Source organism: Exiguobacterium aurantiacum, assembly GCF_024362205.1.
GTDB lineage: Bacteria > Bacillota > Bacilli > Exiguobacteriales > Exiguobacteriaceae > Exiguobacterium > Exiguobacterium aurantiacum_B.
Genome location: NZ_CP101462.1, coordinates 2,105,941 through 2,124,497 on the forward strand (window position 1 = coordinate 2,105,941; position 18,557 = coordinate 2,124,497).

16 protein-coding genes and 1 other annotated feature are annotated in these 18,557 nt (G+C 54.6%); of the genes, 4 read left to right on the top strand and 12 right to left on the bottom strand.

The window, feature by feature from the left end; translation table 11 throughout:
* Positions 1 to 122: 122 nt before the first annotated feature.
* Positions 123 to 1,343, bottom strand: coding sequence for a bifunctional folylpolyglutamate synthase/dihydrofolate synthase (locus tag NMQ00_RS10925; RefSeq protein ID WP_255176710.1), 1,221 nt, complete (start codon positions 1,341 to 1,343; stop codon positions 123 to 125).
* Positions 1,344 to 1,451: 108 nt separating this feature from the next.
* Between NMQ00_RS10925 and NMQ00_RS10930 the strand changes: the two genes are divergently transcribed.
* From NMQ00_RS10930 to NMQ00_RS10945, 4 genes are all read left to right on the top strand, one after another.
* Positions 1,452 to 2,888 (top strand): protein adenylyltransferase SelO, encoded by a 1,437-nt coding sequence (locus tag NMQ00_RS10930; RefSeq protein ID WP_255176711.1) that lies wholly within the window; start codon positions 1,452 to 1,454, stop codon positions 2,886 to 2,888.
* Between the two features lie 90 nt (positions 2,889 to 2,978).
* Positions 2,979 to 3,155 (top strand): hypothetical protein, encoded by a 177-nt coding sequence (locus tag NMQ00_RS10935; protein ID WP_161566882.1) that lies wholly within the window; start codon positions 2,979 to 2,981, stop codon positions 3,153 to 3,155.
* On the top strand, positions 3,152 to 3,352 hold the full coding sequence (locus NMQ00_RS10940; protein ID WP_255176712.1) for a hypothetical protein: 201 nt from the start codon (positions 3,152 to 3,154) through the stop codon (positions 3,350 to 3,352). Before NMQ00_RS10935 ends, NMQ00_RS10940 begins: the two co-directional genes overlap by 4 nt.
* On the top strand, positions 3,349 to 3,525 hold the full coding sequence (locus NMQ00_RS10945; RefSeq protein WP_255176713.1) for a hypothetical protein: 177 nt from the start codon (positions 3,349 to 3,351) through the stop codon (positions 3,523 to 3,525). Before NMQ00_RS10940 ends, NMQ00_RS10945 begins: the two co-directional genes overlap by 4 nt.
* A gap of 18 nt (positions 3,526 to 3,543) precedes the next feature.
* On the opposite strand, the gene NMQ00_RS10950 is transcribed toward NMQ00_RS10945, so the two are convergent.
* From NMQ00_RS10950 to clpX, 11 genes are all read right to left on the bottom strand, one after another.
* Positions 3,544 to 4,323 carry a hypothetical protein gene (locus NMQ00_RS10950; protein WP_255176714.1) on the bottom strand — a complete coding sequence of 260 codons (780 nt, stop codon included), beginning with the start codon at positions 4,321 to 4,323 and terminating at the stop codon, positions 3,544 to 3,546.
* Between the two features lie 94 nt (positions 4,324 to 4,417).
* Positions 4,418 to 7,069, bottom strand: coding sequence for a valine--tRNA ligase (locus NMQ00_RS10955; RefSeq protein ID WP_255176715.1), 2,652 nt, complete (start codon positions 7,067 to 7,069; stop codon positions 4,418 to 4,420).
* A 55-nt stretch (positions 7,070 to 7,124) separates the two neighbouring features.
* Positions 7,125 to 7,344 (bottom strand) — a binding site (T-box leader).
* 47 nt (positions 7,345 to 7,391) lie between these two features.
* Positions 7,392 to 8,696, bottom strand: coding sequence for a glutamate-1-semialdehyde 2,1-aminomutase (gene hemL, locus NMQ00_RS10960; protein ID WP_255176716.1), 1,305 nt, complete (start codon positions 8,694 to 8,696; stop codon positions 7,392 to 7,394).
* The gene (gene hemB, locus NMQ00_RS10965; protein WP_255176717.1) at positions 8,693 to 9,673 is read right to left on the bottom strand and encodes a porphobilinogen synthase; all 981 of its coding nucleotides are present in this window, start codon (positions 9,671 to 9,673) and stop codon (positions 8,693 to 8,695) included. Before hemB ends, hemL begins: the two co-directional genes overlap by 4 nt.
* Positions 9,670 to 10,389 carry a uroporphyrinogen-III synthase gene (locus NMQ00_RS10970; protein WP_255176718.1) on the bottom strand — a complete coding sequence of 240 codons (720 nt, stop codon included), beginning with the start codon at positions 10,387 to 10,389 and terminating at the stop codon, positions 9,670 to 9,672. Before NMQ00_RS10970 ends, hemB begins: the two co-directional genes overlap by 4 nt.
* A complete protein-coding gene (gene hemC, locus NMQ00_RS10975; protein WP_255176719.1) occupies positions 10,328 to 11,245 on the bottom strand; it encodes a hydroxymethylbilane synthase in 918 nt (305 codons plus the stop codon). Before hemC ends, NMQ00_RS10970 begins: the two co-directional genes overlap by 62 nt.
* A 59-nt stretch (positions 11,246 to 11,304) precedes the next feature.
* Positions 11,305 to 12,648, bottom strand: coding sequence for a glutamyl-tRNA reductase (gene hemA / locus NMQ00_RS10980; RefSeq protein ID WP_255176720.1), 1,344 nt, complete (start codon positions 12,646 to 12,648; stop codon positions 11,305 to 11,307).
* A gap of 185 nt (positions 12,649 to 12,833) precedes the next feature.
* On the bottom strand, positions 12,834 to 14,012 hold the full coding sequence (locus tag NMQ00_RS10985) for an AI-2E family transporter (RefSeq protein ID WP_255176721.1): 1,179 nt from the start codon (positions 14,010 to 14,012) through the stop codon (positions 12,834 to 12,836).
* 112 nt (positions 14,013 to 14,124) lie between these two features.
* Complete coding sequence (yihA, locus tag NMQ00_RS10990; protein ID WP_034776812.1) at positions 14,125 to 14,721, bottom strand: ribosome biogenesis GTP-binding protein YihA/YsxC; 597 nt, start codon at positions 14,719 to 14,721, stop codon at positions 14,125 to 14,127.
* Positions 14,722 to 14,724: 3 nt separating this feature from the next.
* Complete coding sequence (lon, locus tag NMQ00_RS10995; protein ID WP_255176722.1) at positions 14,725 to 17,025, bottom strand: endopeptidase La; 2,301 nt, start codon at positions 17,023 to 17,025, stop codon at positions 14,725 to 14,727.
* A gap of 70 nt (positions 17,026 to 17,095) precedes the next feature.
* Entirely contained in the window at positions 17,096 to 18,364 is a 1,269-nt protein-coding gene (clpX, locus tag NMQ00_RS11000) for an ATP-dependent protease ATP-binding subunit ClpX (RefSeq protein WP_034776808.1), read from the bottom strand.
* Positions 18,365 to 18,557 lie beyond the last annotated feature (193 nt).

An 18,557-nucleotide genomic window follows, 5' to 3' on the forward strand; every position in this document is an offset into this window, starting at 1 on the left:
CCGAGCCAAGTAAGATAAAAATAATGAGTATATGCAGAAACTTACGCAATGCGAGTTCCTCCCCGAATTTGATGGTTATGCTTCATTATCACACCACTTTACAAGAACTTACATAGATTTCTTTAAGCATTGGTAAATGTTTCTTTTAAATATGTTCTCACTTCGCTAATAAAATAGAGCGACCCCGTCACGACGAGCGTCTCAGATTTCGGTGCTTCGAGCCACGCAGCCAACCACTCCTGCCAGTCAATGTAACGGGCCCCGTCGGTAATCAGACTGTCCCTCGTTCGGGTACGCGGGAAATCGAACGTCGTCTCATAGACGTCCGCGACCGTCTGGAGTGACTCAATCATCGCTTCCCGGTCCTTGTCAGCGAGGATGGCTGCGAGCACGGTCACGTCACGCTCGAGTTTCAGCTGCTCGACGAGCGCGGCGACGCCTTCCGCGTTATGCGCCCCGTCGAGCACGATGCGCGGCTGTCTCGAAATCAGTTCATAGCGTCCCGGATGTTGCGCCGACTCGAGTCCCGCTTGAATCGCTTCATTCTTCCAGCCGAGATGACGAGCCACGGCGATGGCACACGCCCCATTATATGCTTGATGGTGCCCGGTCAATCCGAGTGTCACTGGAGGCATCCCATCATACGTGACGACTGTGTCAGTCCCATCCTCTACAGATGTGACGAGTGGTGTGACATCGTGAATCGGGGCGTCCATCGTCTCCCCTTGTCGCTTGAGCAAAACAATCAACCGCTCCTCCGTCAAGCTATGGAACATCGGAACGCCCGACTTCATGATGCCAAACTTCTCAAGGGCAATCTCTTCGAGCGTGTCGCCAAGAATTCCTTGATGATCGTGCCCAATCGACGTCACGACCGTCGCGAGCGGTCGCGTCAACACGTTCGTCGAGTCGAGACGTCCGCCGAGCCCGACTTCCCAAATGACAAGGTCGGGCTGTTGCTCATGGAAATAGAGCCACGCCATGACCGTCAGCAGTTCGAACTCCGTCAACGTCTCCGGCGACTTGGCGGCACAGTCGCGGACGCGATTGGCAATCTGAACGAGGTCGTCCTCACGAATCGGTTCCCCGTTCAACATAATCCGCTCTTCGAACTGGATAATGTACGGTGAGATGAACGTCCCGACGTTCAACCCCTGTTTCATCGCCATCGCCCGCAAGAAAGCGACCGTCGACCCTTTCCCGTTCGTCCCCGCCACATGAATCGAAGGCAACTCTTTGACCTGTAGCGCGTTCAACATCCACTCGATCCGTTTCAGGCCCGGCTTAATCCCGAACCGCAGCTGGCCATGTAGCCAATCAAATACATCTTGTCTCGTCTCCATCTTCCATCACTCCCGTTTTCACACTTCCTTCTCATCTTACCAAAATTCGCGAAGCGCTACGCACGGAATCGGCTGTGCTATACTCGAGGCGAAGAAGGGGGAATCACCATGACAACCAACTGGAACTTCGAGGCGACCTACCTCGATCTCCGTGACATCTTTTACGACCGGGGACCGGTCCATCCGGTCGACAAGCCCGAGCTCGTCCTGTGGAACGAACCACTCGCCGAGACACTCGGCCTCGACGCCGAGGTACGCCAAGACATCGCGCTCTTCGCCGGGAATCGCCAGACCGACACGTCGTTCTCGCAAGCGTATGCCGGTCACCAGTTCGGCCATTTCACAATGCTCGGTGACGGACGAGCACTCGTGCTCGGGGAACATGTCGCCCCGAACGGAAAGCGGTTCGATGTTCAATTGAAAGGCTCAGGTCCGACCGAGTATTCGCGTGGCGGTGATGGACGGGCCGCCGTTGGACCGATGGTGCGCGAATTCCTCATCAGTGAGGCGATGTACGCACTCGGCATCCCGACGAACCGGGCGCTCGCTGTCGTCACGACCGGTGAGCCAATCATGCGTCAAGGTCCGAAGCACGGGGCCATCTTGACGCGCGTCGCGGCCAGCCACTTACGTGTCGGCACGTTCCAATACGCCGCCGCGGCCGGATCAATCGATGACGTCGTTGTGCTCGCCGATTATGCGATCCAGCGCCACGACCCCGACCTTGCAGGACAACCGGACCGCTATGAACAGTTCCTCGGCCGCATGATTACCCGGCAGGCGAAACTGATCGCGGATTGGCAGCTCGTCGGATTCATCCACGGCGTCATGAACACGGACAACACGTTCATCAGCGGTGAAGGACTCGATTACGGACCGTGTGCGTTCATGGATACGTATCACCCGAACACCGTCTTCAGCTCGATCGATCGTGAGGGACGTTATGCTTATGCGAACCAGCCGTATATCGGGTCGTGGAACTTGGCCCGCCTGGCCGAGACGTTGCTCCCACTCCTCGCCGACACGCAAGAAGAGGCCGTCGACATCGCCAACAAGCTGTTGAACGACTATACGGAAACGTATAAAGACGCCTACTTCACAGGGCTCGCCCATAAAATCGGGCTTTACGTCCGGAAAGACGAAGACGACGTATTAACGGACGAATTGCTCCGGCTGATGATGGAGACCGAGGCCGACTTCACGAACACGTTCCGCGCCCTCACGCTCGGCGACACCGACGCACTCGCCTTCGCCAACCAGGACGATGGCAAGGCGTGGCTCGCCGCTTGGCGGAAACGCCTCAATGAGCAAGGTCTCCCCGATGAGGACGTCACCCGGCTTATGCGTCAGCATAACCCGGCCGTCATCCCGCGCAATCATCACGTCGAGGCCGCCCTCTCGGCAGCCGAACGCGGTGATTTCGAGCCGACCCAAGCCCTGCTCGACGTATTGCGGAAGCCGTACGACTACGAAGCCGACTACGGACGCTACGTCTCACCCGGACCGCCGCGGACGTATCCGTATCAGACATTTTGTGGCACATGAACCATCTCGCTTTTGCGGGATGGTTTTTTTGTAGGAACCTTTTTGTGATTCGCCACGTAGAATAGACAAATTCCGTTTGGAGGTTTTATGATGCGCTTACTCGCTTCACTCATTTCGTTAGGTTTCGCCTGCATGATTTCGCTTGAGCTCTGGCAAGGACCGTTTCTCAGCAACTGGGTCTGGGCGATGCCGTCCTTCTTCCTAGGTGTCTCATTCGTCCAATTTATGAAGCATTTGAACGAGCTCGAATGGAGTGAAACAAAATGAAGATGACTATCTTGCTCATGACGCTGATCGTCGTGTCCACGTCATATCTCGTCTACAGTTTTTATTTGTCGTTGATAGGTCAGTCGATTCAGCCTCATGTAACTGGACTTGCAATTGGCGTCCTGCTCACATCATCTTATTTCGTGACGACCGGTCGCCTTCCATTTTGGACAGAACCGGAGGAAGATGACGTATGAAGGTTCTTTATTCCATCTTGCTAGGATTCGGCAGCATCCTTTACGTCGTCTATGCGATTCATCTATTCCTCATTGGGCATCCTCAACCGTTCTTCTTTCATGTTTTGATTGCCGCCACAGTATTTGGCATCATCTATGTTAAACGCAAACGAACCCCCGAACATCATTCCTGATGCCGGGGGTTCGTTACTCTATTCCTGGTTCTTCAATGGAAAATCAGCCGACGACGCCTCTGGCAATGAGTCCGAGAGGTTGAGCAACACTTCTTCTGACACATCACCCGTCAAAACGATGAGCTTGCCTTGATCTACATAAAACAAGCCTCTCCCTTCCGGTTGATCCAAGCGATACCGCTCATTTGAAACGTCTCGCCGCTCAATCAACTCTCCATCGGCCACGCTGAACGCATCGGTCGACAAAATCGTGATGCGTTGCGTCTCATCATACAACGTCCACATCTCTACCGGGCGCTCCAGCTGATTCATCTCAAAGTGGGTGACAAATAGCTCCTCTTCAGGCAAATCCAACCCGTGTCGGACTTTTTCGGCCGTCTCGGGAATCGTAACGTTTTGGATGCCATGCAACGCCCACTCTTCGTCCCGGGAATAGTTGAACACGCCGAACGAATCGTCGCGATTTGGCAACTTGATGGCAATGAGCCCAAGGTCATCGATGACCGTTTCATAGATCACACCGTCTCTCGACGGTCGTTCGGACGTGCCATCCGTATATTGAAGCGTGTATTGGGCCGTGACCGCATCGAGTAGTCGGGTGGTCCCTTTCGGCACGTCCTCGATCATCGAACCGAACACTTCTTTCGCCGTCGTTTCCTCAACATCGGAAACGGTTGAATCAATTTCTTCTTTGTTTACGCTAACCGTGATTTTTGATTCCGTTGGTTCAGCTCGTTCCGCCACACATCCACTCAATCCGATCACAGCCAAACCCAACACTATTCCGATTCGTCTCATGTCACTCCACCTTTGTATCGTCTCCTCTCCTAAATTCCACCAAACGACAAAAAAACCTTCTTCGGAGAACAGCTCTCCAAAGAAGGTTGATTCATTATTTACGCAACTCTTCCAAACGCGCACGGACTGCGTCACGCTTGTCGAGGTAGTCTTTCTCTTTCGCCTTCTCTTCGTCGATGACGTGAGCCGGCGCCTTGCCAGTGAAGCCTGGGTTGCCGAGTTTCTTCTGAACGCGCTCGACTTCCTTCTCGTACTTCGCCACTTCTTTCTCAAGACGGGCGATCTCTTCCTCGAAGTTGATCAGGTCGGCGAGCGGGATGAACAGTTCCGCACCCGTCATGATGGCCGACATCGATTTGTCAGGAGCCGTCAAGCCGCGTCCGATTTCGAGCTCTGTCGCGTTCGTGAACTTGCCAATCGTCGTCTCGTTCGCGCTCAAGTAACCTTGTGTCGCCTCATCAGACGTCGAGATGAAGAGTTGAATCGGTTTCGACATCGGTGCGTTCACTTCCGAACGGATGTTACGGACCGAACGGATGACGTTCATGACCGCTTCGAACGCTGGTACCGAGTCCGCGAAGTGGAGCTCGTCGCGACGTGTCGGGTAGCTCGCACGGACGATCGAGTCGCCTTCGTGCGGCAAGTGCTGCCAGATTTCCTCTGTGAGGAACGGCATGAACGGATGCATGAGACGCATGATCGAGTCGAGCGTGTACGCGAGCACTGAACGTGTCGTCGCTTTCGCAGCCTCGTCCTCACCGTAGAGCGTGAGTTTCGCCATCTCGATGTACCAGTTACAGAACTCTTCCCAGATGAAGTTGTACAAGTAACGGCCGGCTTCGCCGAACTCATACTTGTCGACGAGATGTGTCACTTGATCGATCGTATCGTTCAAGCGCGTGAGAATCCACTTGTCAGCGAGCGTCTTCTCGCCTGACAAATCGATGTCCTCATACTTCATGCCGTCCATGTTCATGAGGGCGAAACGGCTCGCGTTCCAAATCTTGTTCGCGAAGTTCCATGTCGACTCGATCTTCTCCCAATAGAAACGAAGGTCGTTCCCTGGTGTCGATCCTGTGAGGAGGAACCAGCGGAGCGAATCCGCGCCGTATTGGTCGATGACTTCCATCGGGTCGACGCCGTTTCCGAGCGATTTCGACATCTTGCGGCCTTCCGAGTCGCGGATGAGACCGTGGATGAGCACGTCATTGAACGGCTGCTTCCCAGTGAACTCGAGCGATTGGAAGATCATGCGTGAGACCCAGAAGAAGATGATGTCGTAACCCGTGACGAGCGCGCTCGTCGGGAAGTAACGTTTGAAGTCTGCTGAATCCGTGTCCGGCCAGCCCATCGTCGAGAACGGCCAGAGCGCTGACGAGAACCAAGTGTCGAGCACGTCCTCGTCTTGGTGCCAGTTCTCACTGTCAGCCGGTGCTTCTTTACCTACATAGACTTCACCCGTCTCGTTATGGTACCAAGCCGGGATGCGGTGGCCCCACCAGAGTTGACGGCTGATACACCAATCGCGGATGTTCTCCATCCAACGGAGGTATGTGCCTTCGAACCGCTCTGGGACGAAGTTGACTTTCGTATCGTCATGTCCTTGAGCTTCGAGCGCTGCTTTCGCGAGCGGCTCCATGTCGACGAACCACTGTTTCGAGAGATAAGGCTCGATGACCGCGCCTGAACGTTCCGAGTGTCCGACCGAGTGCGTGTGCGGCTCGATCTTGACGAGCGTGCCGTCCGCTTCTAGGTCTTTGACGAGTTGCTTGCGGCATTCGAAGCGGTCGAGCCCTTCGTACTTGCCTGCGTTCTCGTTCATCTTGCCGCCTTCGTCCATGACGAGGATGCGCGGGAGCTCGTGGCGGTTCCCGATTTCAAAGTCGTTCGGGTCGTGCGCCGGTGTGATCTTGACGCAACCTGTACCGAACTCCATGTCGACGTAGTCGTCGGCGACGATCGGGATCTCACGGTTCATGACCGGAAGCATAATCGTCTTGCCGACGAGGTGCGCATAGCGCTCATCTTTCGGGTTGACGGCAACGGCCGTATCGCCGAGCATCGTCTCTGGACGCGTCGTCGCGATCTCGATGTGGCCCGAGCCGTCAGCGAGCGGATACTTCATGTGGTAGAATGCACCTTCGACTTCTTGATAGATGACTTCGATATCGGAAACGGCCGTCTTTTGCGCCGGGTCCCAGTTGACGATATATTCGCCGCGGTAAATCAAGCCTTTCTCATAGAGGCGGACGAACACTTCCTGGACCGCTTTCGAGAGTCCTTCGTCGAGCGTGAAGCGCTCACGTGAGTAATCGAGACCGAGGCCAAGTTTTGACCACTGGGCACGGATCGTGTCCGCGTACTCATCTTTCCATTCCCACGTCTTCTCGAGGAACTTCTCGCGTCCGAGGTCGTAACGCATGATGCCGTCTTCACGGAGCTTCTGTTCGACTTTCGCTTGCGTGGCGATCCCGGCGTGGTCCATTCCTGGGAGCCAGAGGACGTCATAGCCTTGCATGCGCTTGAGGCGTGTCAGCAAGTCTTGGAGCGTCGTGTCCCACGCGTGTCCGAGGTGAAGTTTCCCCGTGACATTCGGTGGCGGGATGACGATCGTGTACGGCTGTTTTGAATCGTCCTCGTCTGCATTGAATACGTCGTTCTCTAACCAGTAGTCATACCATTTTGCTTCCGTCGCACTTGGATCGTACTTCGTCGGCATGGTGATTTCGTTTGTCTCGTTGGCCATATGCCCAACCTCCTCTAGTAATGTGGACAAAAAAACGGCTACTCTCGTCCTTAACGCTAAGGACGAAAGAAGCCGTATCTTCCGCGGTACCACCTTAGTTCGCCACATGTGGCGCCCTCAAAATCGAATAACGGTCGATGGACCGGACCTTCCTACTTCGTTCAAAAGGTCAGCTCCGAGGCGACTTCCGCACCATCCTTCGCGGCCTCGCACCAAGCGGCCGCGTCTCTGAAAAAGGATGTCGATTGCGTACTATTCCTCATCGTAGCTTTTTATCGTATCTGTTAAACAATTGTAGCGACAGAAGATGTTTCCGTCAAGATTACAATGAAAACTCTTGTTGCAGCTCTTTAAATGTCGCGTCGACCGCCGCAAGCGTTTGGTCGATATCTTCGTCCGTATGCACGGTCGAGAGGAACAACCCTTCGAACTGTGACGGTGGCAAGAATACGCCGCGCGCCGCCATCTTCTGATAGTAAGCGCGGAACAAGTCGAGGTTCGCCGTCTTCGCCTTCTCGAAGTTCGTCACTTTCTCGTTCGTGAAGAAGAACCCGAACATCGAGCCGGCCCGGTTCGTGTCGTGTGGGATGTTATACTTCTCTGCCGCTTTCGTATAGCCTTCGGCGAGACGGTCCGCTTTGCGTTCGAACTCGGCGTAGTGCTCAGGCTTGAGTTGCGACAGCGTCGTGTAGCCGGCGATCATCGCGAGCGGGTTGCCTGACAGCGTCCCAGCCTGGTAAATCGGTCCTTGCGGCGCGATTTGTTCCATAATCTCGCGTTTTCCGCCGTAGGCACCGACCGGAAGGCCGCCGCCGATGACTTTCCCGAGACATGTCAAATCCGGCGTCACGCCGAAGTAGCCTTGGGCACAGTTGTAACCGACCCGGAACCCGGTCATGACCTCGTCAAAGATGAGGAGCGAGCCGTACTGTTCCGTGATCTCGCGGAGTCCTTCGAGGAACCCAGGTTGCGGTGGCACGAAGCCCATGTTGCCGGCCGCCGGTTCGACGATGACACCAGCGATGTCGTCGCCGAACTTCTCGAAAGCGATGCGAAGGGCATCCAAATCGTTATACGGCACCGTGAGCGTCTGGCTCGCCAAGTCTTTCGGTACGCCCGGCGAGTCCGGGAGACCGAGCGTCGCGACGCCTGAACCGGCCTTGATGAGGAGCGAGTCGCCGTGACCGTGGTAGCAACCTTCGAACTTCAAGATTTTCGTCTTGCCCGTGTAGCCGCGTGCGAGGCGAAGTGCCGCCATCGTCGCTTCCGTACCCGAGTTGACCATACGCACCATCTCGATCGATGGGACGCGCTCGATGACGAGCTCGGCCATTTTCGTCTCGAGCTCGGTCGGTGTTCCGAACGTCCAGCCTTTCTCGGCTTGCTCTTGAATCGCCTTCGTGACGACCGGGTCGCGGTGGCCGAGGATGAGTGGTCCCCATGAGAGGACGTAATCGATATATTCGTTGCCATCGATGTCATAGACGCGTGAGCCTTCACCGCGTTCAGCGAAGATTGGCGTCATGCCGACTGATTTATAGGCACGGACCGGGCTGTTCACCCCGCCCGGCATGAGCGGACGTGCTTGTTCGAACGCCGCTTCTGAGCGTGTTTGTTTATAGGTCATGCGTAGTCTCCTTCCAAATAGCGACAGACGTCTTTTGCGAAATATGTGACGATGAGGTCTGCACCGGCCCGTTTAAAACCGACCATCGTCTCCATAACGATGCGTTGTTCATCGACCCAGTCGTTCAATGACGCCGCTTTGACCATGGCGTACTCTCCGCTCACGTTATACGCCACGATCGGCATATCGAGCGAGTCGCGCATGTCACGGATGATGTCCATGAACGCGAGCGCAGGTTTGACGATCATGAAGTCGGCGCCTTGCTCGACGTCTGATTGTGATTCACGGAACGCTTCACGGCGGTTCGCCGGGTCCATCTGGTAGCCTTTGCGGTCGCCTTCACCAGGTGCCGATTGGGCTGCGTCACGGAACGGTCCGTAGTACGCCGATGCGTACTTGACGCCGTAACTCATGATCGGGATATGGTTGAACCCGTTTTGGTCGAGCCCTTCACGGATGGCGGCGACGAAGCCGTCCATCATCGAGCTCGGTGCGATGATGTCAGCGCCTGCTTGCGCTTGCGTGATCGCCGTCTGGACGTGAAGCGGTAGCGACGCGTCGTTATCGACGTCACCATTCTTCACGATGCCGCAGTGGCCCGTCGACGTGTATTCACATAGGCACGTGTCGGCGATGACCGTGAGCTGTGGCGCCCACTCTTTCACTTTGCGGATCGCTTCTTGGACGATACCGTGGTCGTGATACGCTTCCGTACCTTCCGGGTCTTTATGTTCCGGTACGCCGAACAAGAGCACCGATTGAATGCCGAGGTCGACGATCTCCTTGATCTCGTCCTCGAGGCGGTCGAGCGAGAAGTTGAAGACGCCAGGCATCGAGCTGACCTCGCGTTTAATGTCTGTCCCTTCGATGATGAAGAGCGGGTAAATCAAATCTTCTTTCCGAACATGATTTTCACGTACGAGTGCACGCATCGACTTCGATGAACGAAGGCGACGGTGACGGTCAAACTGGTTCATGAAAAATCCTCCCCTATACACTGTATTAATGCATCCATAGTATAACACTCAGGCACTCGGACCGGTAACGTCGACACTTCCCGGACGGCGCGCTCGGTCACTTCACCGATGGCGTACCACGTTCCGTGGAAGTGCTCGAGGTAAGGCGTGAGCGCCTGAACGGCGGACGGGCTGAGGACGAGGAGCGCGTCAACGTTCTCGAGCGCCTCGACTTCCGTATCCGTCAGTTCACGGCCGATCGTTTCATAGACGACCCAGTCATGGACGTTTTCGAGTTGCTTCATATGGTCCGTGTTCGCCAAGTCGCCTCGGGCGAACAGGACGATCTCATCCGCTTGGACGACGTTCTTAAGGTCACGGAACAACGCCTCGCCCGTATACGTCTCGGGCATGAGCGAGACGGTGAAACCGACGGCCTCGAGTGCTTGTTTCGTCTTTTCGCCGACGGCTGCGACCCGGACGTCGCGCGGGACGTCACGGAGCGCCGGCACGGCCGTCTGACTCGTCACGACGAGCCAGTCGAATGTGTGAATCGGTATCTGGCTATGCGTCAATCTCGTCTCGATGAGCGGGACGTGATGAACGGAAAGACCGCTCGCGGCGAGCCGGGCTCGTTGCGTAGCGGTCAGTCGTTTTGTTCCCGTGTACCAGACGTCACGCATTGACCGAGGCGAGAATTTCGCGCCCGCCGCGTCCAAGAAGATCGTCTGCCACATCGTTGCCGAGTGCGACCGCGTCAGTCGACGTCTTCGTCACACGGAGCACTTCTTTCCCATCGACCGATGCGATGAGGCCCGTGAGTGTCACGTCGTCCCCATCGACCGTCGCATAACCGCCGACCGGTACGTGGCAGCTGCCTTCGATCGCCTTCAAGAACGTCCGCTCAGCCGTCGCCGCTTTCGCCGTCACGTCATCATGTAACAGTTGCAGAATCGCCGTCACTTCAGCGTCTTCTTTCCGACTCTCGATGGCGAGTACGCCTTGTCCGACGGCCGGGACCATCATGTCGGCGTCAAGCGCTTCGAAGTCGACGCGGTCCGTCCAGCCCATCCGTTCGAGCCCGGCTTTGGCGAGCAAGATGGCGTTGAACTTCTCCGTCTCGAGTTTTTTGAGACGCGTGTCGATGTTCCCACGGATCCATTGAATCTCGAAATCCGGGCGGGCGGCGAGCATCTGCGCACCGCGACGAAGCGAGCTCGTCCCGATGACGGCACCTTCCGGGAGCGTCTCGAGCGTGTAGTCGTTCTCACAGATGAGCACGTCACGGGCGTCGACGCGTTTCGGCATGCAGCTGATGAAGAGCTCTTCCGGCAACTCGGCCGGCACATCTTTCATGCTGTGGACGGCGAAATCGATGTCTCCGGCGATCATCTGTTGTTGAATCTCTTTGACGAACAACCCTTTGCCGCCGACTTTCGACAACTGGACGTCGACGATTTGGTCGCCTTTCGTCACGATTTCTTTGATTTCGAACTCGTTTTGAGCCCCGGCTTTCTTCAATTGGTCGATGACCCATTTCGTCTGTGTCATCGCAAGTTGTGAACGGCGTGAGCCGACGATAATTTTACGCATAGTCCATATCCCCTTCATAGAAAAAGGCGACGAGATTCGCCGCCTTTTTTTGTTTTGTATTAGCGCATCAAGGCGCGGAGTGGTGCTTTCGCTGACATCGCTTCCGCTTCTTCCATCTCTGGTTCGGCGTCCGGGACGTCGACATCAAGGCCGAACGTCTCGACGAACTGGTTGATGCGTGTGTTCGCATCCGGTTGCGCGGCGGCGTCTTTGATATAATCGATCGGTTCACGAAGCATCTGATTGATGATCGACTTCATATGTTTGCCGATGACTTTCTTGTCGCGGTCCGATAGATGGTCGAGCTTGCGCTCGAGGCTTTCCATCGTCTCTTCTTGAACGCTGAGCGCACGGGCGCGCAATTCGTTCATGATTGGGACGACACCGAGCGTGACGAGCCACGTTTGGAACTCTTGAATCGCCTCGTCGATTTTGATTTCAATCTTTTCGGCTTCGAGGAGACGGGCCGCCAAGTTTTTATTGACGATACCGTTCAAGTCATCCACATCGAACAAGTGGACGCCCGGAAGCGCCCGGACCGCTGGATCGATATCTCGCGGCACGGCAATGTCGATTAATAAGAGTGGACGTTCTCGGCGAAGCAGTTGCGCCGCGGCGACGTCATCATAGGCGATGACTGCTTCTTTCGCACCGGTTGAACTGATTAAAATATCGGCGTCGAGCAGTCCGCAGGCGATCTCACGGATTGAATGGGCCCGGCCTTTGAACTTATCGGCGACCGCTTTCGCTTTGCTCTCGGTCCGGTTGAAGACGGCAATCTGTTTCGCACCGGCCTCAAACAAGTTGAGCGTCGTCAACTCGCCCGTCTCACCGGCACCGACGACGACGACTTGTTTGTCATCGAGACGGTTGTACATTCCTTGAGCGAGCGTGACCGCTGCCGCGCTGACCGATACCGACATTTCCCCAATTTGCGTGTCGGTATGGGCGCGTTTGGCGAGCGTCACGGCTTCTTTGAACAGTTTGTTGAACACCGTTCCCGTCGTCCCGTTCTCTTGGGCGCGGAAGAAGCTCGATTTCACTTGTCCTAAAATCTGTGTTTCCCCAATGATCATCGAATCGAGTCCAGACGTGACACGGAACAAGTGGCGAATCGCCTCTTCGCCTTCACGAATCGATAAATAAGGGGTGAATTGGTCCATCTCTAAATCAAACCAGTTCGCTAAAAAGCGTTTTGTATAATAACGACCTGTATGGAGCTGGTCTGTGACGACATATAGCTCCGTACGGTTACAAGTCGACAAAATAACCGATTCAAATATGCTTTTCTCTTCGCGAAGTGCAATCATCGCATCCACGATTTCTTGCTCCCCAAACGAGAACTGCTCCCGAATCGCGACAGGGGCTGTCTTGTTATTTAGTCCAACGACGACAATATGCATGTACCTCTTCCCCTCATCCAAAATCCACCGACGGTTGTCTCTTCTTTTTCACATCTCTACCGTACATTATAACAATTTTTATTTAGGAACTATAATCTTCTGTTCGATTTTTGTGAAATAATTTAAGAACTTTTTGTGACAAAAAAAAGTAGAAACGGACATGAAGACCATTTCTACTTGATTCCTCATTTCAGAGAGGATGGATCGGTGATGATTGTACTCTCTTGTACCTTCTCTTCTTCTTCCGCTTCAAGGTAATGTTTCCGTTCCTTCAGCTTATAGATCCGGACAATATTTTGAACAACGACCTTCGCCACCGCATAAAATGGAACCGCGATGAGCATCCCGATAATCCCGGCCAAGTTCCCGGCGACGAGCAAAACGATGATAATCGTCAGCGGGTGCACCTTGAGCGACTTGCCTTGGATGAGCGGCGAGATGACGTTCGATTCGATCTGTTGGACGATGATGATAACGACGATGACCCAGAGCACTTTAATCGGATCTTGGATGAAGGCGACGACGACAGCCGGGGCCGCACCGAGGAACGGTCCGACGTACGGGATAATGTTCGTCACCATCATGAACAGTGCGAGCAAGATGGCGTAATCAAGGCCGATAATCCATAGACCGATGAGCGACGTGATCCCGACGAAGAACGCCACGATCAACTGGGCATGGACGTAGTTTTTAACCGTCGTATGCATGTCATGCAAGATTTTACGAGTCTCCGTCTCGTAGCTCGACGGCAACAATTTCACAATCGAGTCTGGAAGACGTTTCCCGTCAAGGAGCATGTACAAAAGCATGAACGGGATAACGACGATCGTAATGACGGCCGACGTGATGAAACCGACAAGACGACCGAACGATGAAGCGACATTCCCGAAGACGTCTCCGAGATACGACGTCACATTATTCGTGAAGTCGGTGAACATATCGTCATTCTCGGCGATAAAGCGTGACAAGAACTCGTTTTGCATGAGCGAGTCACGGACGGCGAACGCCTGTACTTGCAACTCCTTGGCGATACTCGGCATCGCGTTGACGAGCGACGTCACCTGTTCCGCGAGCACCGGTCCGAGGATGCTGAAGACGAGCGTAAAAATCAGCACGAGTCCGCCGAGCGTGATGCCGACGGCGAGCGGACGTTTGCCGTCCATCCGTTTTTCTAAGAAGTCGACGATCCCGACTAAGAAATAATAGAAAAGTCCAGCAATGATGAGTGGTACCGTGACGAGCGCCAAAATGACTTGAATCGGTTCGAACACGAAAGAAATCTCCGTCCCGACCCAGATGACCAAGAAAATCGTCAGCGTCCAAAATAAGAAGCGGTACCATTTGTTTTGAAACATGATTTGCATCTTTCCACCTCGTTCTATATTCTCTTGTCCTATGTATGTAGACAATTATACGATACTTACCCGCTCTCGTAACCCTGAAAACAAAAAAGACGAGGGGTTCCCTCGTCTTCGCTCAATCTTCGTCTTGCGTCAACAAATCATAAATCGCTTTCCACGCCTCGTCTTTCCCTTCGGCTGTCTCCGCGGAGAATGCGACGAACCGGTCAGTCGATTCGAACTGAAGCTTGCGTTTGACGGCCGCCTCATGTTTTTGACGCTGCGCTTTCTTGATCTTATCGAGCTTCGTCGCCACGACGATGACCGGAATCTCGTAGTGCTTCAAGAAGTTGTACATCGTCACGTCATCGCCTGATGGCTCATGACGGATATCGACCAACAGGACGACGCCGCGAAGCGCGCTCTGTGACGTCAAATATTGCTCCATCATGACGCCCCACTTCTCGCGCTCCGTCTTCGAGACTTTCGCGTAGCCGTAACCTGGAACGTCGACGAACATGATCTCATCGTTGATGTTGAAGAAGTTCAGCGTCTGCGTCTTCCCTGGCTTCGAAGACGTGCGTGCGAGCGCTTTGCGCTGACAAATCTTGTTGATGAACGACGATTTCCCGACGTTCGAACGTCCAGCGAGTGCGACTTCCGGCAACTCGTGAATCGGATAATGGTCCGGTGCGACGGCACTCGTGACAAATTCTGCTTTAGTGATTTTCATTATTTAATTTCCTCCAAATGCTACTTCTAATACTTGATCGAGCGTCGTGACCGGGACGAACGTCAGTTTCTCACGGACGGTGTCTTGAATGTCATCGATGTCACGCTCGTTGTCTTTCGGGATGACGATGGTCGTCAAACCGGCCCGGTGTGCAGCGAGCGCTTTCTCTTTCAACCCGCCGATCGGCAGGACGCGGCCCCGGAGCGTGATCTCTCCGGTCATGCCGATATCACGGCGGACTTTCTTCCCGGTCAACGCCGAGATGAGCGCCGTCGCGATGGTGATGCCGGCCGATGGACCGTCTTTCGGGACGGCACCTTCCGGGACGTGGATATGCACGTCTTGGCGCTCGTAGAACGTCGGGTCAATCCCGAACCGTTCCGCGTTCGAACGGACGTAGCTATACGCCGTCTGCGCCGACTCTTGCATGACGTCACCGAGTTTCCCCGTCAACTGGAGCTTGCCCTTACCAGGTGCGAGCGCGACTTCAATCGTGAGCGTATCGCCGCCGAACGCCGTGTAGGCGAGTCCGGTGACAGCACCGATCGAATCTTCCGTCTCACCTTTGCCGTAGCGATATTTCGGTTTCCCGAGGTAGTCGCCGAGGCTCTTCAACGAGACGGTGACGCGTTTCTTCTCACCGATGGCGATTTGCTTCGCCGCTTTCCGGCAGAGCGAACCGATGACCCGTTCCAAGTTCCGGACGCCGGCCTCACGCGTGTAACGGCGGACGACCTCGTAAAGGGCGTCCTCTTTAATCGTGAGCTGGCTCTTCTTCAAGCCGTGCTCTTTGTATTGCTTCGGTACCAAGTGACGCTTGGCGATCTCGACTTTCTCGAGTTCCGTGTAGCCGCCGATTTGGATGAGTTCCATCCGGTCGAGGAGCGGTGCCGGGATTTGCGAGACGTCGTTCGCCGTCGCGATGAAGAGCACGTTCGACAAATCGAACGGTTCTTCGATGTAGTGGTCCGAGAACGAAACGTTCTGTTCCGGGTCAAGCACTTCGAGCATGGCCGACGCCGGGTCGCCCCGGAAGTCTGACGCCATCTTATCGATCTCATCGAGCAAGAACACCGGGTTTTTGCTTTCGGCCTGCTTTAAGCCGCGGATGACGCGACCTGGCATCGCCCCGATGTACGTGCGGCGGTGACCGCGAATCTCGGCCTCATCGCGCACCCCGCCGAGCGAGACACGAACGAAGTGACGTTCGAGCGCCGACGCGATCGAACGGGCGAGCGACGTCTTCCCGACCCCTGGAGGTCCGGCGAGACAAAGAATCGGTCCACGGAGCGAGTTCGTCAATTGACGGACCGCCAAGTACTCGAGGATCCGGTCTTTGACCGATTCGAGGCCATAGTGGTCGTCATCTAACACATCGGCCGCGTGTTTGACGTCGAGCTTATCTTCCGTCTCGATGCCCCACGGGAGCGAGGCGATCCAGTCGAGATAGTTGCGGATGACGGCGTACTCCGGCGACGTCGCCGGGACGACGTTCAACCGCTCGGCTTCGCGCATGACGTTCTTCCGTGTCGTCTCAGGCAAGTCGAGCGCCTCGAGTTTCTCCCGGAGACGGTTCGGCTCAGACTCTTGCGTCTGGTCGCCGAGCTCTTGCTGAATCGTCTTCATCTGTTCGCGCAAATAATACTCTTTCTGCGCCTGTTCGATCGTCTTCTTCGTCCGTTCGCGCAACTCTTGCTCGAGCTCGATGATCTCGACTTCATGCGTCATGATCTCAAGCAGCTCTAAGCCGCGTTTGACCGCGTCCGCTTCTTCGAGCATCGCTTGGCGGATGTCGACATCGACGTCGAGTTTGGAAGAGATATAATCGGTCAATGACTCGAGCCGTTCATACATCTCAAAGCGGCGGCGCTCGTCCGGTGACAACCCTTTGATCGTCCCGACGAGCTTACCGAACTGTTCTTTCAATAGGCGCACGAGTGCCGTCCGTTCGACTTCTTCCCCTTCGACGAGTTCGAGCGGCTCGACGTCAGCGAACCAGCCCTCTTTCGTCTCTTCAATCGAGTTGACCTTGACGCGCTCTTTCCCGACCAAGCGGACGCGGACCGTCTCGTTCGACAGTTCGCTCATCTTGGCGATATGGACGCGCGTCCCAATCGCGTACAAGTCTTCTGGGTCAGGTGATTCTTTGCCTGTCTCTTTTTGTGTCACGACAATCAAATCTGTCTCGTGTTCCTTTGCGGCAAGGAGTGCCCGCAGCGAGAGCGGACGCCCTACGTCGATCGTCACGCCGATGAGCGGATACACGACGACCCCACGCAAAGGAAGGATTGGTAATTGTTCCATTACAACGCCTCCTGTGCAAAAAGGCCCAAAACTCGGATGTGCCGAGTGTTTGAGCCTTTTTCGTTAAAAATTATGCTGTCTCTTTATTGTCGCCTGTCTGTTCGACAGTACCATCGCGAAGCACGTATTTCGGACCGGCAAGACCCGTAATCGTTTCATCCGTGATGATGACTTTCTCGATATCGTCGCGCGATGGGACAGTGAACATCACATCGAGCATCATTTCTTCGATAATCGAGCGGAGACCGCGTGCGCCTGTCTTACGTTTGATCGCAAGCTTGGCGATTTCAACCAATGCCTCGTCTGTGAACGTGAGTTCGACATCGTCGAGTTCGAGCATTTTCTCGTACTGACGAACGAGGGCGTTCTTCGGCTTCGTCAAGATCTCGACGAGTGCTTCCTCGTCAAGCGTCGTGAGCGTCGCCATGACTGGTAGACGACCAATGAACTCGGGAATCAATCCGAATTTCTGAAGGTCTTCCGGAAGCGCGCGGGCGAGCAAATCTTCTTGCGTCATCTCGCGGTTTTCTTGGTCGTTCCCAAATCCGATAACTTTTTTCCCGATACGGCGTTTGACGACCGCTTCGATGCCAGCGAACGCGCCGCCGACGATGAACAAGATGTTCGTCGTATCGATTTGGATGAACTCTTGATGCGGATGCTTCCGTCCACCTTGCGGCGGTACGCTTGCGACCGTACCTTCCAAGATTTTGAGAAGTGCTTGTTGGACACCTTCACCAGATACGTCACGCGTGATCGATGGGTTTTCCGACTTACGGGCAATCTTATCGATCTCATCGATATAGATGATCCCTTTTTCAGCCTTCTCGACATCGTAGTCCGCCGATTGGATCAGCTTGAGCAAGATGTTCTCGACGTCTTCCCCGACGTAACCGGCTTCAGTCAAGCTCGTCGCATCCGCAATTGCGAATGGGACGTTCAAGACGCGGGCCATCGTTTGAGCGAGAAGCGTCTTACCGCTACCAGTTGGTCCAATCATGACGATGTTCGATTTCGAAAGTTCGACATCATCAGAACGGCCACCGGCGTTGATGCGTTTATAGTGGTTGTAGACGGCTACCGAAAGCGCACGTTTCGCTCGGTCTTGACCGATGACATACTCGTCTAAGATGTTACGAATCTCTTGTGGTTTTGGAATGTCTTTGAATTCTACTTCTTCTTCGACACCGAGCTCTTCCTCAACGATTTCATTGCAAAGCTCGATACATTCGTCACAAATGTATACGCCAGGACCGGCGACTAGTTTACGGACTTGTTCTTGCGATTTCCCGCAAAACGAGCATTTAAGTTGTCCCTTTTCCTCGTTAAATTTGAACATTCGGTACACCCCTTCTGAATGAAAATGGATGTAAGTGCGATAAATCGCCTATTTGTATTTTCAGGTGCAAAGCACTCTCGAAAAAACATTTACATCTCTGCGTTGCAATAATTGTAGCATGAACAAATCACTTCATCAAAGATAAACACATGCAAAGTGTCGTGACGAAAAAAAGGACGACTGCTGAGCAGCC

Bases quoted from the DNA above. Each gene is read 5' to 3' on its own strand.
- NMQ00_RS10930 (WP_255176711.1), top strand. From the start codon at position 1,452: ATGACAACCAACTGGAACTTCGAGGCGACCTACCTCGATCTCCGTGAC.
- NMQ00_RS10970 (WP_255176718.1), bottom strand. From the start codon at position 10,389: ATGTGGCAGACGATCTTCTTGGACGCGGCGGGCGCGAAATTCTCGCCT.
- hemC (WP_255176719.1), bottom strand. From the start codon at position 11,245: ATGCGTAAAATTATCGTCGGCTCACGCCGTTCACAACTTGCGATGACA.
- yihA (WP_034776812.1), bottom strand. From the start codon at position 14,721: ATGAAAATCACTAAAGCAGAATTTGTCACGAGTGCCGTCGCACCGGAC.
- NMQ00_RS10940 (WP_255176712.1), top strand. From the start codon at position 3,152: ATGAAGATGACTATCTTGCTCATGACGCTGATCGTCGTGTCCACGTCA.
- NMQ00_RS10925 (WP_255176710.1), bottom strand. From the start codon at position 1,343: ATGGAGACGAGACAAGATGTATTTGATTGGCTACATGGCCAGCTGCGG.
- lon (WP_255176722.1), bottom strand. From the start codon at position 17,025: ATGGAACAATTACCAATCCTTCCTTTGCGTGGGGTCGTCGTGTATCCG.
- hemA (WP_255176720.1), bottom strand. From the start codon at position 12,648: ATGCATATTGTCGTCGTTGGACTAAATAACAAGACAGCCCCTGTCGCG.
- NMQ00_RS10945 (WP_255176713.1), top strand. From the start codon at position 3,349: ATGAAGGTTCTTTATTCCATCTTGCTAGGATTCGGCAGCATCCTTTAC.
- NMQ00_RS10955 (WP_255176715.1), bottom strand. From the start codon at position 7,069: ATGGCCAACGAGACAAACGAAATCACCATGCCGACGAAGTACGATCCA.
- clpX (WP_034776808.1), bottom strand. From the start codon at position 18,364: ATGTTCAAATTTAACGAGGAAAAGGGACAACTTAAATGCTCGTTTTGC.
- hemB (WP_255176717.1), bottom strand. From the start codon at position 9,673: ATGAACCAGTTTGACCGTCACCGTCGCCTTCGTTCATCGAAGTCGATG.
- NMQ00_RS10935 (WP_161566882.1), top strand. From the start codon at position 2,979: ATGCGCTTACTCGCTTCACTCATTTCGTTAGGTTTCGCCTGCATGATT.
- NMQ00_RS10985 (WP_255176721.1), bottom strand. From the start codon at position 14,012: ATGCAAATCATGTTTCAAAACAAATGGTACCGCTTCTTATTTTGGACG.
- NMQ00_RS10950 (WP_255176714.1), bottom strand. From the start codon at position 4,323: ATGAGACGAATCGGAATAGTGTTGGGTTTGGCTGTGATCGGATTGAGT.
- hemL (WP_255176716.1), bottom strand. From the start codon at position 8,696: ATGACCTATAAACAAACACGCTCAGAAGCGGCGTTCGAACAAGCACGT.